Annotated in this window: 13 protein-coding genes; 6 read left to right on the top strand and 7 right to left on the bottom strand. The window is 66.4% G+C overall.

Annotation, left to right across the window (positions count from 1 at the left end):
• Positions 1-125: 125 nt before the first annotated feature.
• The 3 genes from ABD791_RS18630 to ABD791_RS18620 all read left to right on the top strand — a co-directional run bounded on the left by ABD791_RS18630 (position 126) and on the right by ABD791_RS18620 (position 2177).
• Complete coding sequence (locus tag ABD791_RS18630) at positions 126-800, top strand: TetR/AcrR family transcriptional regulator (RefSeq protein WP_345069380.1); 675 nt, start codon at positions 126-128, stop codon at positions 798-800.
• A 91-nt stretch (positions 801-891) separates the two neighbouring features.
• Complete coding sequence (locus tag ABD791_RS18625; protein WP_345069379.1) at positions 892-1821, top strand: hypothetical protein; 930 nt, start codon at positions 892-894, stop codon at positions 1819-1821.
• Complete coding sequence (locus ABD791_RS18620; RefSeq protein WP_345069378.1) at positions 1818-2177, top strand: GntR family transcriptional regulator; 360 nt, start codon at positions 1818-1820, stop codon at positions 2175-2177. Before ABD791_RS18625 ends, ABD791_RS18620 begins: the two co-directional genes overlap by 4 nt.
• Positions 2178-2385: 208 nt before the next feature.
• On the opposite strand, the gene ABD791_RS18615 is transcribed toward ABD791_RS18620, so the two are convergent.
• Together ABD791_RS18615 and ABD791_RS18610 are read right to left on the bottom strand one after the other, a co-directional pair.
• Positions 2386-2898: a hypothetical protein gene (locus ABD791_RS18615; RefSeq protein ID WP_345069377.1), complete on the bottom strand. Its 513-nt coding sequence runs from the start codon at positions 2896-2898 to the stop codon at positions 2386-2388.
• Positions 2895-3719, bottom strand: coding sequence for a GNAT family N-acetyltransferase (locus tag ABD791_RS18610; protein ID WP_345069376.1), 825 nt, complete (start codon positions 3717-3719; stop codon positions 2895-2897). Before ABD791_RS18610 ends, ABD791_RS18615 begins: the two co-directional genes overlap by 4 nt.
• A gap of 73 nt (positions 3720-3792) precedes the next feature.
• On the opposite strand from ABD791_RS18610, the gene ABD791_RS18605 reads away from it, so the two are divergent.
• A complete protein-coding gene (locus tag ABD791_RS18605) occupies positions 3793-4185 on the top strand; it encodes a RidA family protein (RefSeq protein WP_345069375.1) in 393 nt (130 codons plus the stop codon).
• Between the two features lie 316 nt (positions 4186-4501).
• Here ABD791_RS18605 and paaZ read toward each other — a convergent pair whose 3' ends face one another.
• From paaZ to ABD791_RS18585, 4 genes are all read right to left on the bottom strand, one after another.
• Positions 4502-6634, bottom strand: a complete 2133-nt coding sequence (gene paaZ / locus ABD791_RS18600; RefSeq protein ID WP_345069374.1) for a phenylacetic acid degradation bifunctional protein PaaZ — start codon at positions 6632-6634, stop codon at positions 4502-4504.
• Between the two features lie 66 nt (positions 6635-6700).
• Complete coding sequence (locus ABD791_RS18595) at positions 6701-7675, bottom strand: 3-hydroxyacyl-CoA dehydrogenase family protein (RefSeq protein ID WP_345069373.1); 975 nt, start codon at positions 7673-7675, stop codon at positions 6701-6703.
• The gene (locus ABD791_RS18590) at positions 7672-8418 is read right to left on the bottom strand and encodes an enoyl-CoA hydratase/isomerase family protein (protein WP_345069372.1); all 747 of its coding nucleotides are present in this window, start codon (positions 8416-8418) and stop codon (positions 7672-7674) included. Before ABD791_RS18590 ends, ABD791_RS18595 begins: the two co-directional genes overlap by 4 nt.
• Entirely contained in the window at positions 8418-9602 is a 1185-nt protein-coding gene (locus ABD791_RS18585; protein WP_345069371.1) for an acetyl-CoA C-acyltransferase, read from the bottom strand. The genes ABD791_RS18590 and ABD791_RS18585 overlap by 1 nt, the downstream gene beginning before the upstream one ends.
• Positions 9603-9964: 362 nt before the next feature.
• On the opposite strand from ABD791_RS18585, the gene ABD791_RS18580 reads away from it, so the two are divergent.
• Both ABD791_RS18580 and ABD791_RS18575 read left to right on the top strand, forming a co-directional pair.
• Positions 9965-10918 carry an ABC transporter ATP-binding protein gene (locus ABD791_RS18580; RefSeq protein WP_345069370.1) on the top strand — a complete coding sequence of 318 codons (954 nt, stop codon included), beginning with the start codon at positions 9965-9967 and terminating at the stop codon, positions 10916-10918.
• Complete coding sequence (locus ABD791_RS18575) at positions 10915-12642, top strand: ABC transporter permease (protein ID WP_345069369.1); 1728 nt, start codon at positions 10915-10917, stop codon at positions 12640-12642. Before ABD791_RS18580 ends, ABD791_RS18575 begins: the two co-directional genes overlap by 4 nt.
• Positions 12643-12800: 158 nt before the next feature.
• Here ABD791_RS18575 and ABD791_RS18570 read toward each other — a convergent pair whose 3' ends face one another.
• Positions 12801-15491, bottom strand: coding sequence for a glycoside hydrolase family 2 protein (locus tag ABD791_RS18570; RefSeq protein ID WP_345069368.1), 2691 nt, complete (start codon positions 15489-15491; stop codon positions 12801-12803).
• Positions 15492-15600 lie beyond the last annotated feature (109 nt).

Here is a 15600-nt window from a genome sequence, read left to right as displayed (position 1 = left end):
CTTGCTCTGAGGCCACGAGAGCCGCTGATCTCGGTAGGCCACGCGCGCACTTACCGATCGTTCAGTAAAACTAACACGGCGGGCCACCCCGATCAAGAGTCACTGTCGGATAGAGTCGTGTTCTCATGAATCCCTCAGCAGAGTCCGGCAGCCCGGCCACCGGTGGCGGCAGTGGCGGCAGTGGCGGCGCAAATGGCGGCGGCGGAAATGGCCGCAGCGGACGCGCACCCTACGACCTGCCGGCCGTGCTCGACATCGCTGTCGCGGCGTTCAATGACTACGGCTACGACGCCACCTCGATGGGCCTCCTGGCCGAACGCCTGGGCACGAGCAAGTCGGCCGTCTATTACCACGTGAGCAGCAAAGAGGATCTGCTGCGGCTGGCTCTGGAGCGGGCGCTCGGCGAGCTGGAAGGCATCCTGAGCCAGCCCGGCGCGACCGAAGGGGCCGCCGATGAGCGCCTGCGCTACGTGCTGCGCGGCGCGGTCAAGGTGCTCGTCGAGGAGCTTCCGTACGTGACGCTGCTGCTCCGTCTGCGCGGCAACACCGAGCTGGAGCGTGACGCCCTCGCTCGCCGTCGCGAGTTCGACAATGCGGTCTCGGCCCTGGTCGAGGAGGCGCGCGATGCGGGAACGCTTCGGGCGGATGTCGACGCCCGCACGACCACGCGGCTGCTGTTCGGCATGATCAACTCGATCGTCGAGTGGTACAAACCGGGCGGACCCCTGACCCAGGATCAGCTGGCGGATGACGTGATCACGGTCGCCTTCGATGGCCTCCGAGTGCACGACGGCCGCTGAGCGGATTCAGCCACAATTCGAAACCCGTCATTGTGTATCTAGTCTTGTATTGCTACCGTTGCACAACACTTGATACACAACGGGGGTTCAGATGAATACAGACCTGTGGTTCAGCGTCTTCGACAACGTCAATCCCTCGACGCGGGCCTCAGACATCGTCATCGCGACCGCATCCGTTGTGGTCTTCGTCTCGACCTGGCATCCGTCCGTTCAGAGGATGCTCACACGTCGCAGCCAACACGCCGTCGGCTTGCCACTACCCGCGTCGCTCACGGACATCGTGCGTCTGCGCCAGGTGCGACGCGTTCGGGCTTTCATCATCGGCGGCCTCGCCGGATTGCTGATCTCGACAGCGTTTGTGTGGTTCGTCGGCGCAGATCGCAGCAGTCCCGCTCTTCTCATGCTGCTCTGCGGCTTCGCCGTGTGCGGGGCGTTGGGCACGTCGATCGCCGCCCTCGTCGGCGAGGCCACCCGATCGAATGAGGGAGTTCGGGTTGCCCATCTGAGCCGCCGTCAACTCTCGGACTACGTTCCTCGCTGGGAACGAGTACTGGTGTGGACAGCCGTGGCCTTGTCGACGGCTCTCGTCGTTTTACTTGCGCTCCTGACTGCCTTCGCCGATCTGAGGCTCAGCGTCTTTCCGGAATCATTCAGTGTTGCGGCGCTCCTGACGTGCCTCGCCGTCCTCGCGCTCGGCGCGTTCGAATTGGGTGGACGGCTCATCATCGGTCGGCGCCAAGCGACAGAATCCGAACTCGAGCTCGCGTGGGATGACTCACTCCGGTCCGGCGCAATCCGCGATCTCCTCACGGCGGCGTTCCTCCTCGGCGCAGCCGGAATCGGGGCAGGGATTACCGAAATCGGACTGGCGATCGTCGTTCAATTCGATGGAAACAGTATGCCCCCCACCGCCATGGATGTGGTGCTCGCTGCCGCGATCCTGATGGCGTTCATCGCTCGCTCCCGTCGGCGGTCTCCCGGGCAAAACCAGGCTGGAGTGGAATCGGGCCTCCGGTCATGATCGTCACTGTCGATTCGCGCTCGGCGACGCCGCCCTTCGAACAGGTGCGCATTCAAGTGATTGACCTTATTCGTTCTGGGGCTTTGGTCGCCGGCACCCGACTTCCCACAGTTCGGAGGCTTGCCGCCGACCTGGGTATCGCCCCCAACACCGTCGCGCGGGCGTACAAAGAACTTGAAGCAGCGGGGTACATCACGACGCGGGGACGAGCCGGGTCATTCGTCGAAGCCAAATCGGGCACCGCCGAAGACGAAGCGCTCAGCGCAGCAAGAGCCTACGTGGACCGCATTCGCGAGCTCGGCCTCTCAGCCGACGAAGCTGTGGCATTCATCACCGCCGTTCTGTCCAAGAATTGACCATTTCGGTGGTCGAGGAGGCCGCCTGCGATCGGGTCGAGACCCCGTGAGCCGACGTTTGAACTCAACCCGAGTTCAAGGATTGGCTCGCGAGATCTCGAGAGGCGGCCTCCTTCGTCGGCTGCTCCTCGATCAACGAAGTGGTCATTTGTCTAATAGACGCGTGCTCGCAAGCTCGCGCGCTCCTCGATCAACGGCGGGGTCGCGTTTAGTCGATCGGCCAATTTGGCCCAGGAGCACTCACCTGACGCTTGAGAGTGAAGCGTCGATCCTCCGGAAGCTCCCTTCCGCGCATGGTGACGACGAATCGCCCCAGATCTGCGATGGCCACGAATCCCGGCGCCATCTGCCGAACGCGCAGGGCGAAGCCGACGCCGTCGACCTCGATCCGCGTGAACTCCCACTTGGCCCAATCGACGTCCGCCGCGTCATCAGCAATCTTCTGCATGAGGTCGGGGAGCATGTCTCGCGGGGTGCTCTCATCCACCGCCGCAAGCCCGAATTCCTGCACGGCCATCCTGGCCATCGCCGGAGCGTCATCGACGATTCCCGAGACGAACCCTGATTCGTCCATTCGCGTTCCGGTGCGCTCCATGGTTCGAATGCCGAAGGCGAATCGGCCTTTCTCGGGCCCAACGAGGATCGAGACGTCAGGCTCCGTGTCTACGACGGATGTGACGACGACCGCGATCGAGGGATCAGCCGGGCTCAGCATCGTCATGACCGCCCCCTTCCTCGAGCTTCCGGAAAGTCCATCCCGAGCACCCGGCGCACAGCGATCGCACCGCCGTGATCTTCTTCGAGGAACCGCATTCCGATCTTCTCCGCAACCCGCGCTGAAGCCGCGTTGTCGGGGTGGATGATCGCAACTAGTTTCGTCGCCCCAAGAACGTCGCGCGCGAAATCCCGACAGGCTGCGGCTGCCTCCGTTGCGTAGCCGCGCCCCTGAAGGTCGGCGCGCACGTGATACCCGACTTCCAATTCGGCACGACCGTTGACCTTCTGCCAGGTGAGGCCGCAGTCTCCGACGAACTCACCCTCCCTCGTTTCGATAACCCAGAGTCCGTGCCCGTGCTCGCCGTAATTTCGCTGATTCCACTCGACCCAAGCCCGCGCTTCGTCCCGCGTCTTCGGCGCCGGGTAGTACGTCATCACCGCGGGATCGCCGAGCAGCGCGGCCATGCTCTCGAGGTCATCGAAGGTCATCGGCCGAAAGCGCAGACGCTCGGTGTCATTCGGGGTTGTGCAGGGAACGGATGCGAGATGGCTCTCGTGAACCGACAGCTCAAGGTCGATGAACGCGGCAATCATCGCCCGATACGTGGTCTCCACCACATCCGCCGAAGCACCCGCCTCCTCGGCCAGAGCGCGCACCTTGTCGATGACTTTCTGCACGCGATCCGGTGCTCTGACCGCGTCACGATCAGCCTTCAACGCGCCAGCCTCGACAACCCAGTGCTGACGCTGGGAGATCAGCTGAACGATCTGCCGATCCAGCGCATCGATCTCCGCGCGAACACCGTCGATATCAAGACTCGTCATCCGACCGATCTTATTGAGATTCCCTGGCCACCGGCGGGATACTCAGTGAGGACATCGTTGAAAGGAAACCGTGATGACTGCTCGCCCCACACCGGTCGACCCGCCACAGCTGCATTTCAACCCCGCGTTCACGCAGGGAATGATCATTCCTGCCGGGCCAACGCTCTATGTCGGCGGGCAGAACGGAGTTGACGGCACTGGCGCGCTGCTCGACGGGCTCGAAGCCCAGACCGAACAAGCCCTGCGCAATCTACTCACGGTGCTCGCCGAGGCCGGAACCGGCCCCGATCATGTCGCCAAACTGACGATCTACCTCGCGACGGGGGTCGACCCGGGAGCGGCCTACGCCGCAACCCGAGCGGTCTGGGGCGATCGCCGCACGGCCGTGACGGTGCTCGCGGTGACGCCGGCCCGACCAGGCGCCCTCGTCGAAATCGAGGCGATCGCGGCGGTTCCCGCGGGTTGATTGAGCCTGTCGAGCCCGACTCGGCCCATGATGCACATGGCCATTTCGTTGGTCGAGGAGCGCTCATCTACTAGGCATATGGGCCATTTCGTTGATCGAGGAGCGCGCGAGCTTGCGAACACGCGTCTCGAGATCTCGCGAGCCAATCCTTGAACTCGGGTTGCGTTTGAACATCGGCTCACGGGGTCTCGAGACGGCCGCAGGCGGCCTCCTCGACCAACGAGAGAGAGGATGCCACTTTTCGCTAACGCGTGCCCTCTCCGCGCCGCGATGATCGCGACAGCGACAGCACGGTGCTCGGCGATCGAGCGACCCGCTACTCCTTCGCGACCAGCGTCAGCACGTCATAGGTTGCGACGACCTCGTCGCGCTGGTTCTGCAGCACCGCATCCCAGCGCACCTCGCCGTATTCGTCGGTCTCCCGCGGCGTGATCTGCTTGGCCGTCAGCGTGACGCGCACGCTGTCGCCCGGCGACACCGGTGTGACAAAGCGCAGATTCTCGAGCCCGTAGTTGGCCAGCACCGGTCCCGGCGCCGGGTCGACGAACAGGCCGGCCGCGAAGGAGAGCAGCAGGTAGCCGTGCGCCACCCGACCGGGGAAGAACGGGTTAGCGGCGGCAGCCTCCTCATCGGTGTGCGCGTAGAAGGTGTCGCCGGTGAACTCCGCGAAGTGACCGATGTCGTCGAGGGTGATCTCACGGGCTTCGGAGGCGATGGCGTCGCCGATCCGCAGCCGAGCGAGGGACTTGCGGAACGGATGCTCCGCGTCGACCCTGCTCGGCGCGCCGGCCCGCCACTGACCGGTCAGAGCGGTGAGCACCGCCGGGGATCCCTGCACCGCGGTGCGCTGCATATAGTGCAACACCGAACGGATGCCGCCCAGCTCCTCACCGCCACCGGCGCGACCCGGCCCGCCGTGCACCAGGTGCGGAACCGGGGAACCATGCCCGGTACTCGTGCGCGCCACGCTGCCGTCGAGCACCAGAACCCGGCCGTGGAACGGCGCGATTCCGGCGAAGAGGGTCGCGACGGCGGCCGGGTCGGCGCTGGCAATCGTGGCGACGAGCGAGCCGCCGCCCCGATTCGCGAGCCGCACGGCATCCGTCACGCTGTCGTAACCGATCATCGACGCGACCGGCCCGAACGCTTCGATCTCGTGCACGGCGCCTGCATCCGAGTCGTCGAAGGCCAGCAGAACCGGCGACACGAACGCGCCATCGGCAGCGGGTCCGACCGTGCCGTCGGCGTGCGTCACGAGCGGGGCATCCAGACTCCCCCACGCCACGTGACCGCCGCCGGCGAGCAGCGCGTTGATGCTTTTCTGCACCTCGTCGCGCTGGTCGAGACTGGCGAGCGGGCCCATCGTGACGCCCTCGGCGCGCGGGTCGCCGAGCACCACCCGCTTCTCGATCCGAGCGCCGACGGCGTCCGCGACGGCATCCATCCGCTCGCGCGGCACGATCAGCCGACGGATGCTCGTGCACTTCTGACCCGCCTTCGCGGTCATTTCGGTGACGACGGATGCGACATACGCGTCGAACTCAGGCGTGCCCGGCTCGGCATCCGGGCCGAGGATTGCGGCGTTGAGGGAGTCGGTCTCGCAGGTGAGGTCCACCCCGACTTCGAGCACGTTGGGGTGCGCGGAAAACGAGCGGGCGGTGGACGCCGAGCCGGTGAAACCGACCTTGTCGCGCACATCCAGGTGGTCGAGAAAACCGCGCACCGAGCCGCTCACCAGCTGAAGGGATCCCTCGGGCAGCAGACCGGAATCGACCATCGCGCGCACACAGGCCTCGGCGACGAATGCCGTGGGCGTGGCCGGCTTGACGATGCTCGGCACTCCCGCGAGAAAGGCAGGGGCGAACTTCTCGAGCATGCCCCAGACCGGAAAGTTGAACGCGTTGACCTGAAAAGCCACGCCGGGCACGCGCGTGTAGACGTGCTGACCGCCGAACGAGCCGTCGCGAGCCAGGTTCTCGGGGGCCCCGTCGACATAGACCGTGCTGTTCGGCAGTTCGCGGCGGCCTTTTGAGCCGTAGGTGAAGAGCACGCCGATGCCGCCGTCGATGTCGATCATCGAGTCCCGACGCGTCGCCCCGGTCTGATCGCTCAGCTCATAGAGGCCGTCTTTCACCGAGTTGAGGTAGCCGGCGAGCGTCTTGAGCACGAGTGCACGCTGATGAAAGGTGAGGTCGCCGAGGCTCCTCTGCCCGACCGAGCGGGCGTAGTCGATCGCCGCGCCGAGGTCGAGTCCCTCGCAGCTCACGAGGGCGACGACCTCACCGGTCGAGGCATCACGCACCGGCACTCCGGTAGCGGCCACCGCCGCCCCGATCGACGGCGAGGGCGACGGCGAGGGCGACCACCACGCGCCCTGCACAAAGCTCGGCACGATGCGTGCCGTGGCGGCGGCATCCGCACGGTAACTGGTTTCGGTCTGCGTGGTCATTGTGAATCCTTTTCGAAAGACGAACTGTGAATGCGGGTCAGGAGACGGCACAGCGAAGGCGGACGCTCACTCCGACCAGGTGAAGAATCCCTCACCGGTCTTGCGCCCGAGTTGGCCGGCGGCAACCTTTTCCCGAAGGAGCGCGGGCGGGGCGAATCGCTCGCCGAGCGTGCTGTGCAGGTATTCGGCGATCCCGAGGCGCACGTCGAGGCCGACCAGATCGGTCAGGTGCAGCGGGCCGACCGGAAACTTGTAGCCGAGCACCATCGCGGTGTCGATGTCCTCGGCCGAGGCGACACCGTCTTCGAGCATGCGGATCGCTTCGAGCGCGATCACCACGCCGAGCCGGGAACTCGCGAAACCGGGCGAGTCTTTCACGACGATCGGGGTCTTGCCGATCATCCGCACCCAGCCGCGCGCGGCATCCGTCAGCGCAACGGATGTCTGCGAGCCGTTCACAATCTCGACCAGCGTCGAGCTCGGCACCGGGTTGAAGAAATGCAGCCCGCAGAACCGTTCGGGGCGGGTCAGCGTGGCAGTGAGCAGGTCAATCGAGAGCGACGAGGTGTTCGAGGCCAGCCAGGCGTCGTCGGCGAGCACGGCTTCGATCTTGGTGAGCATCGAGACCTTCAGATCGAGATCTTCTGGCACCGCCTCGATGACGAGGCCGGATGCCCCAAGCGCGCTCAGGTCGGTCGTCACGTCGATGCGCGCCAGCAACGCACTCTCGTCTTCCTGCGTCGTGGAGCGCTCGACGCTGCGGCGGGCCGCGGTGGCGAGCCCGGCCTGCGCGCGTTCGGCAGCCTCGGCATCCCGTTCGAGAATGAGCACCTGGGATCCGGCGAGCAGAAAGGCGTGGGCGATTCCGACGCCCATGCGTCCGCCGCCGACGACGCCGACACGGCTCGGAACGGCCAGCTCGGACACGCTGGCCGCCTCGGACACGCTGGCCAGCTCGAGCACGCTGGCCGCCTCGGACACGCTGGCCAGCTCGGGCACGCTGGCCGCCTCGGGCACGCTGGCCATCTGCGCCTCGCTCATCGTTTCTTCCTCTCCAAGAAGGTGGTCATGCGGGCGAACTTCTGCTCTGACTCGAACAGCACCGCCTGCGCTTCGTTGTCGGCAACGGGGTGCGCCTCGCGCGGAGCGTGAATCAGTTGTTTCGTGTACTGCAGGGCCGTCGGGTCTTGCGCGGTGATCCGAGTGGCCAGCGCGTGCGCCGCATCGATCAAGGCGTCGGGTTCGTGCACCTCGGTCACCAGGCGCACGGCGAGCGCCTCGTCGGCGTTCAGGATGCGCCCGGCGAGCAGGATCTCTTTGGCCATCGGCTCACCCACGAGCTCGACCAGGCGCCACGTGGCGCCGGCGGCCGCGACGATTCCGAGTCCGGCTTCCGGGTTTCCGATCTTGGCGGTCGTACTGGCCAGACGAAAGTCGGCAGCGTAGGCGAGTTCCGCGCCGCCGCCCAGGGCCCAGCCGTCGATCGCGGCGATCACCGGTAGCGGCAGCCGAGCGATGCGCACGAAGAGGGCGGAGTTGATTCCGGCGAGCGCATCGTCCCTGCGGCGCTCTCTCAGTTCGGCGATGTCGGCGCCCGAGGCGAAAACGCCGCCGGCACCCGACAGAATCAGCACGCGCGGGGTGTGTTCAAGCAGTGTGCAGACGGCGTGCAGCTCATCAACCATGTGCTGGTTGATGGAGTTCTTCGACTCGGGCCGGTTCAGCCGGATGTGCAGCCGGTCGGAGGCATCCGTTTCGACCAGCAGCGTCGTGTAGTTCACCATCAGACTCCCTCGAGTGCGAGGGCAGCGCCCTGGCCGACGCCGACGCACATGCTGGCGAGTGCGTGGCGGGCGCCTTCGCGCTGCATGCGGCCGAGCAGGGTCACCAGAATGCGGGTTCCGGATGCGCCGAGCGGGTGCCCGAGGGCGATCGCGCCGCCGTCGGCGTTGACGATGTCGTCGCGCAGGTTCAGCCGGCGCATCACGCCGAGGGCCTGGGTGGCGAAAGCTTCGTTGAGTTCGATCGCGTCGAACCGGTCGAGGTGCAGGCCAGTGCGGTTCATCAGCTTCTGGATGGCGGGAACCGGGCCGAGCCCCATCACCTCTGGCGAGATGCCGGCGGATGCCCCGCCGATCACCCGGGCCCGGGGGGTCAGTCCGAACCGGCTGATCGCTTCGTCACTGGCGACGAGGATCGCGGCGGCCCCGTCGTTGAGCGATGAGGCGTTTCCGGCCGTGACCAGGGTTCCGCCCTTCACGACCGGTCGCAGCCCGGCGAGAATCTCCATCGTGGTGTTCGCACGAGGGCCTTCATCGACCGCGAAGACCCCGGTCGGAGTATCGACGGCGACGATCTCGTCGTCGAAGTGGCCGGCGGTTGCGGCGGCGACGGCCCTCTGGTGGGAGCGCAACGCGAACGCGTCGGCATCCTCCCGGCTGATGCCTTCGTGCACGCCGACCTCTTCGCCGGTCTCTGGCATGCTGAAGGTGTACTTGTCGCGTGCGGCCAGCTTCGGATTGACGAAGCGCCAGCCGATCGAGGTGTCGACGATCTCGCCCGGTTTGCCGAACGCCTTCTCTGGCTTGGCCAGTACCCAGGGCGCCCTGGTCATCGACTCGACGCCACCGGCGATGACGAGGTCGGCCTCACCGGCCTTGACCATGCTCGCAGCCAGGTGCACCGCCGAGAGACCGGAGGCGCAGAGGCGGTTGACGGTGATGCCGGGCACCGTGACGGGGAGTCCGGCGAGTAGGCCGGCCATGCGGGCGACGTTGCGATTGTCTTCACCGGCCTGGTTGGCGTCGCCGAAGATCACGTCGTCGATCGCCGACGGGTCAACCCCGGTGCGGGCGACGAGCTCACGGATGACCAGCGCGGCCAGGTCGTCGGGGCGCACCTGCGCGAGCGCTCCCCCGTATCGACCGATCGGGGTTCGGACCCCGCCGACTACAAATGCTTCCGCCATGGCTCCATTACCTTGTTGGGAACTTACTGACCGTTCGTTCTGTAAAGAGTGTCATGCCGGTGGCCTCTCGTCAACCGGCTGCCCTCGCGTCGCTCGTCGGCCTCTCGTTGGTCGAGGGCGAGCGAGCGAAGCGAGCCCGTGTCTCGAGACCTCGCGAGCCAACCTTCACACGCAACCCAAGTCAGACGATCAGCTCGCGAGGTCTCGAGACGCATGCTCCTGCGTCGCGCGCTCGCCCTCGACCAACGAAATGGTCGTATACCTCAGAGACACGTCCGACTGCGTCGGGCGCTCCTCGATCAACGAGACGGCGGGGCAAAGAATTCGCTTCTCACCACCGAAAACAGGCGTAGCGTCGCGTCATGGACACAATCGTTGAAACCCGCGGGTTGACGAAACGATTCGGCCGGGTGGTAGCGCTCGACGGCCTGGATCTCACCGTCGCGGCGGGTGACGTGCATGGCTTTCTCGGCCCGAACGGGGCCGGAAAGTCGACAACCATCCGGGTGCTCCTCGGCTTGGCCCGAGCCACCAGCGGAGAGGCCACTGTCTTCGGAGCGAACCCCTGGGACGACGCGGTCGAGCTGCACCGGCGCATCGCCTATGTGCCCGGTGACGTGAATCTCTGGCCGAATCTCACCGGCGGCGAGGCGATCGACCTGATCAGTCGTCTGCGCGGCGGCGCCATCGACAAGGCCGTCTATGCCGCGCGCCGGGCGCAGCTCATCGACGCCTTCCAGCTCGACCCGTCCAAGAAGGGGCGCACCTATTCCAAGGGCAATCGGCAGAAGGTCGCCCTGATCGCCGCCCTCGCGACGCCCGCCGAGCTCTACATTCTCGATGAGCCGACCAGCGGCCTCGACCCGATCATGGAGACGGTCTTCAACCAGGAGATCCGCTCCGTCTCGGCGGCCGGGGCGACCGTGCTGCTGTCGAGCCACATCCTCTCGGAGGTTGAGCAGCTCTGTAATCGGGTCAGCATCATCCGGGCCGGCCAGTGTGTCGAATCGGGCACGCTCGCGGAGCTGCGACGCCTGACCCGCACCGAGGTGTCGTTCTTCTCCGAGGGGATGAACGCCGCGCAGGTCGCCGCACTGCCGGCTGTCGCCGATGTTCACACCGTGGGCACGCGCATGCGTCTCACCGTCGAGGGCGAGAAGCTGCCGGCACTGCTGCCCGCGCTGTCCGCACTCAACGTGCAGGGACTCACAATTGCCCCACCGTCGCTGGAAGAGCTCTTTCTGCGCCACTATGGCGACGAGCTCGCCGCCGCCGAGGCCGCGGAGAAGGCTGCGGAGGGGGCGAAGGCCCGATGAACACGAGCACTGCGGGCATGGGCGCTGCGGGAAAAGGCGCTGCAGGAACAGGCACTGCAGGAACCGACGCTGCGAGCACAGCCCTGCCGAACACGGGCACCCTGCACACGCTGGGTGTGCTGCTCGCGCAACGCCTGCGCCGCGATCGCATCCAACTGCTCATCTGGATTCTCGGCATCGGACTCCTTGGCCTGTTCTCGGCCACCTCGGTCGCGCAGACCTACGGCGATGAAACCGGCCGCATCGGCATCATCCGTCTCGCCGTGGCCAACCCGGTCATCCTGATGCTGCGCGGGCTCCCCCAGGGCACCGGACTGTCAGCCTTCGTGTTCTTCGAAATCTTCACCTTTCTGGCCCTACTCGCCGGCTCCATGAGCACCTTCCTCGCGGTGCGCCACACCCGCGCCGAAGAGGAAACCGGCCGGGCCGAGCTGATCGCGTCGACGCCCGCCGCGCGCACCCTGCCGACCGTCGCGACCCTGATTCACGGCATCCTGGCGAACCTGGTGCTCGGAATCGTTGTTGCGCTCGGAATGATCGGCGGCAGAGCGGATGTGGCGGGCTCGCTGGTCACCGGAGCAGCCGTCGCCGCCGCCGGAATCTCATTTCTGGGCATCGGCCTGCTCGCCGCCCAGTTCATGCTCACCTCCCGCGGCGCGAATGCCGTCGCGGCGAGCATCGTCGGCGCGGCCTACATCGTTCGGGGGCTCGGCGACGCGCTCGGCACGCCGTCGCCCGATGGCCTGCGGGTGACCGCGGCCTGGCCGAGTTGGATCTCACCGATCGGCTGGGGCGAACACACCGGTGCCTACACGACCAACGACCTCACCCCGCTGCTACTGAACCTGGCGCTGGCGGCAGTCTGCGTGGCCGTCGTTTTCGCGCTGCAAGCCAGTCGGGACAGCGGGGCCAGTCTGATCGCCGGCCGGGCCGGCCGGGTCACCGCTCGACCCGCGCTCTCGAGTTCGCTCGGGCTCGCCTGGCGGTTGCAGTGGCCGACGCTCGTCGGCTGGTGCGTGGGCGGCGCGGTCTGCGGACTGCTGGCGGGCATCCTGACCAAGCTCATCGAGCAGGCGGCATCGAGCGACAAGACTATGCAAGAAATCCTGCAGAAGCTGGTTCACGGCAGCCAGGAATCGTCGGCACAGATTCTGATCTCGACCATGTTCAGTCTCGCCGGCATCATCGCGGCGGCCTGCGCCACGCAGGTCGTGATTCGAATGCGCCAGGAGGAGGCCCTCGGAACGGCAGAGCTGATTATCGCTTCTCCGGTTTCTCGGGTGCGGTGGCTGGTCGACTATCTCGTGCTCGGCACGGTGTCGATCGTGCTTGTGCTCGCGGTGAGCGCGGGAGTCGGGGCGCTCGGAATCGCCGCCAGCAACAACACCGGGGCCGACGCTGGCGACATGTTCGCCGCTGCGGCCGCGCAACTGCCGGCCGCCCTGATCTATCTCGGCGTGCTCGCGCTCGTCTTCGTGCTGCTTCCCGGTATCACGATCGCGCTCGGCTGGACACTCGTGGGCATCGGCGTGATGTTCGGTGTCTTCGGCGGCCTGATCGGCCTGCCGGACTGGGCACGTGACATCTCGCCGTTCACTCACACCCCTGTGCCCAGCCAGGGGGCGACCGATTGGAGCGGCGGCCTCTGGATGCTGGCCATCGCCATCCTCACCGCGCTGCTCGCGCTGGTGCTGATGCGCCGGCGCGAGCTGCAGACGGCCTGAGCCGCGTGCTCCCTCGTCGTGATCGTCAAGCAGTCCCCTCCCATTCGACGGAGATTCAGCCCATTCCGTGAGTTTTCGGCGGCAAAACGGCCAATATCACGAAAATCTCCGTCGAATGGGCTCGGCGGGTTGGGTGAAATGAGTCTTGCGAGACCCCGCTACGCTCTTGCGGCGTGCGCCACCAGCGCACGACCCAGCGCCACAGCCAGCGGCGTCTGCCCCACCTGCTCCCGCACCCGGAACGTCGTGAGCGTCACCTCGCCGTCGCTCCAGGCAACCGTGGCGGTCGTCGTGGCGGCGTGACGCAACCAGCCGGAGAAGATCGCCGAGTGCACCTGGGCCGGGCGCATCGCAGCGGGAATCCCGTTGATCACGAGTGGGCCCAGCAGATCTTCGTAGGCGATGCCGAGCAGCGGCGCACCGGGGAGCGCGGCGAAGGCACCGTCACGGCGCAACCATTCCTGGCGCGGAACCCAGTCGCCGTCGCCATCGCGCGGCCCGAGCTTGGCAATGGGCAGATAGTCGAACGCGTCGCAGAGAGCGCCCTGTTCTTCGGCGAGCACGAGCACCCGTCCACCGCGGCGCGCGTGCGCCTGGGCGTCGGCATCGAACGCCCGGGTCACCACGAGGTCGTCCCTGTCGGCGGGCCCCTGTGCGACCGCGAAGCCGAGCGTGGAGAGCCAGTCGCTCACCTCGGCGTCGGCCGCGCGCACGGAACGCGCGATGAGCGGATGCTCGTCGGCGAGCACGACGATCGTCGCCGCATCCCGCGCGATCAGTTCACCATCGACCCACAGCTCGGCCGCAATCTCGACCTCGCCCGTCTGCCCCGGCATCGTGACGTCAGCGGTGCTCTGCGCGCGCTCGTTGATCGAGACGCTGCTGCGCTGCACGAGCTCGCCCGCGACCAGCAGCCGCAGTTCTGCCGCTGACGCGTGGGCCGCGCGCAGTGGCCGCGGCGGCACAATCGCCAGTGTCACGGCGACCCGATCGCCGACACCGGTCGAGTAGGCATCGGGTCGCAGCACTACAGCGGTCTCGCTGTTGATCAGACGAAAGTCGTCGTTGAACTGCTTCGGGCTACGCATCATGTCGAAGAGGCCGTTGGCCTCCCACTGCACATCGCTGAGCTGCGTCAGCACGTAGCCGGAGATGGATGCCTGGGCGCGGATTGAGCCGGTCTGGTAGCGATTGGCCACCATTTGCGAGTGGTGGAGCGCGGTGACCAGCGCCTCCCAGGAGCCGAACGCCTCTTCGAGTCCGAGTTCGGTGAATCGCGCGGCCAGCCCGGTTCCTTCTGCTGCCCCGAATGCCCACTGGGCACCGTTGGCAAACCACCAGGGTTCAGAACCGTCTGGGCCGAACTGGTCGAAGGCGTTCGGCAGCGCCCAATTGCCGTACTCGGAGAGCAGGAGCGGCTCTTCATTGCTGCGCTCCGCGTCGCCGTAGGGGCTGTAGGTCCAGTCGGGGCGGTGCGCGAATTCGGCGATCTTCTCGTCCCAGGCCACCCGGCTCTCGGGAATGCCGCGGTAGATATGAAAATCGTCGAGATCACTCTTGAGGTGAAAGTTCGGCTCGCAGGCGGAATTGTCGACGACGAGCGAGTCGGGAACGAGAGCCTTGACCACGTCGAAAGTGCGGCGCAGCCAGGCGCGCTGGTCGGCGTCACGCAGGTCGATTCCCCACGATTCGTTGATGATCGTCCAGATCACGATGCACGGGTGGTGGCCGTCGAGCGCGATCAGATCGGTCAAGAGTTGCACGCCCTCCTCTGCCCCACGCGTGGTCATGGTCAACCAGCTGGGCAGCTCCGTCCAGACGAGCAGTCCCATCTGGTCGGCGAGATCGTAGTAGCGCTGATCCGGGCGCTTGATGTGGCAGCGCAGCATGTTGAAGCCGAGTCGCTTCGTCTCGGCGAAGAGAGTCTCGAGCGCTTCGTCGCTCTCGGGGATGGTCGAGCTGCCGAGGTGGTAGTCCTGGTCGAGCACGGCTCGAATCTCGAGCGGTTCGCCGTTGAGAATGATGGCGCCGTCGCGTGTCTCGATGGTGCGAAATCCGACGGTGCGGGTGACGGAATCGCACCCGTCGCTGGTGTCGGTGACGTCGCTGACGTCGCTCTGCAGTTCGACGGTCGCCACATAGAGCTGGGGGCTGTCGGGTGACCAGCGGAGGGGCTCTGATACCTGCACCGTGAGCTCGGCGCTTTCCGCACCGGGCTCGAGAGCCATCAGCACGGTGTCGCTCGCATCGGCCGAATCGCGTCGCACCACTCGTAGGCTCAGGGTCTCCCCGGCCTGCGCGGGACGTGCCAAGCCCACGCTGGCCCGCACGACGCCGGTGGCGGCATCCGCTCGCACCGTCGTGGTGGTGAGGTGCTGAACTCTGCGCGTCTCGATGCTCACGGACTGCCAGATTCCTGCGCTCGGTCCGTACCAACTCTGCTTGCCGTGCGCCACCTCAGTGAACCCGGGCTGGCCCGGCTTTGCCATGCGGGGCGGGTACGACACGATGACCGAAATCTGGTTCGTTCCCGCACGCAGGGTCTCGCCGAGCTCGAATTCGAAGGGAGTCCAGCCGCCCACGTGCTCACCGATGCAGTGACCGTTGAGGGTGACGGATGCCGCATGGTTGACTCCGCCGAACACCAGGTGGGCGGTGCGTCCGGTCGCCCAGTCGTCTGGCACCTCGAAACTGCGCGTGTACTCGACGGTTTCGTGGGATGCCCCGTGACCGGCGAGTTGCGTGGTCCACGGCCCCGGAACGATGACTGTCGCAGTCTCCGGCGCCGACTCGAGCGTCAGGGTCCATTCGCCGTCGAGATCGAGAGTCGGGCGGCTGGATTCGGTCATGTGCGGAGCTCCTTGAAGAAGAGAAGAAAAAGAAGAGGGGCCTGCGGCGCGACGTGCGCACCGCAGGCCCTCAGCGTGATTCAGCGTCTTGCAGTGTGTTGCGGGGTGT

The organism is Glaciibacter kafniensis (genome assembly GCF_039538945.1).
Classification (GTDB): Bacteria; Actinomycetota; Actinomycetes; order Actinomycetales; family Microbacteriaceae; genus Cryobacterium; species Cryobacterium kafniensis.
This window is presented reverse-complemented; position numbering and strand designations above follow the sequence as displayed.

Bases quoted from the DNA above. Each gene is read 5' to 3' on its own strand.
- ABD791_RS18630 (WP_345069380.1), top strand. From the start codon at position 126: ATGAATCCCTCAGCAGAGTCCGGCAGCCCGGCCACCGGTGGCGGCAGT.
- ABD791_RS18625 (WP_345069379.1), top strand. From the start codon at position 892: ATGAATACAGACCTGTGGTTCAGCGTCTTCGACAACGTCAATCCCTCG.
- ABD791_RS18620 (WP_345069378.1), top strand. From the start codon at position 1,818: ATGATCGTCACTGTCGATTCGCGCTCGGCGACGCCGCCCTTCGAACAG.
- ABD791_RS18615 (WP_345069377.1), bottom strand. From the start codon at position 2,898: ATGACGATGCTGAGCCCGGCTGATCCCTCGATCGCGGTCGTCGTCACA.
- ABD791_RS18610 (WP_345069376.1), bottom strand. From the start codon at position 3,719: ATGACGAGTCTTGATATCGACGGTGTTCGCGCGGAGATCGATGCGCTG.
- ABD791_RS18605 (WP_345069375.1), top strand. From the start codon at position 3,793: ATGACTGCTCGCCCCACACCGGTCGACCCGCCACAGCTGCATTTCAAC.
- paaZ (WP_345069374.1), bottom strand. From the start codon at position 6,634: ATGACCACGCAGACCGAAACCAGTTACCGTGCGGATGCCGCCGCCACG.
- ABD791_RS18595 (WP_345069373.1), bottom strand. From the start codon at position 7,675: ATGAGCGAGGCGCAGATGGCCAGCGTGCCCGAGGCGGCCAGCGTGCCC.
- ABD791_RS18590 (WP_345069372.1), bottom strand. From the start codon at position 8,418: ATGGTGAACTACACGACGCTGCTGGTCGAAACGGATGCCTCCGACCGG.
- ABD791_RS18585 (WP_345069371.1), bottom strand. From the start codon at position 9,602: ATGGCGGAAGCATTTGTAGTCGGCGGGGTCCGAACCCCGATCGGTCGA.
- ABD791_RS18580 (WP_345069370.1), top strand. From the start codon at position 9,965: ATGGACACAATCGTTGAAACCCGCGGGTTGACGAAACGATTCGGCCGG.
- ABD791_RS18575 (WP_345069369.1), top strand. From the start codon at position 10,915: ATGAACACGAGCACTGCGGGCATGGGCGCTGCGGGAAAAGGCGCTGCA.
- ABD791_RS18570 (WP_345069368.1), bottom strand. From the start codon at position 15,491: ATGACCGAATCCAGCCGCCCGACTCTCGATCTCGACGGCGAATGGACC.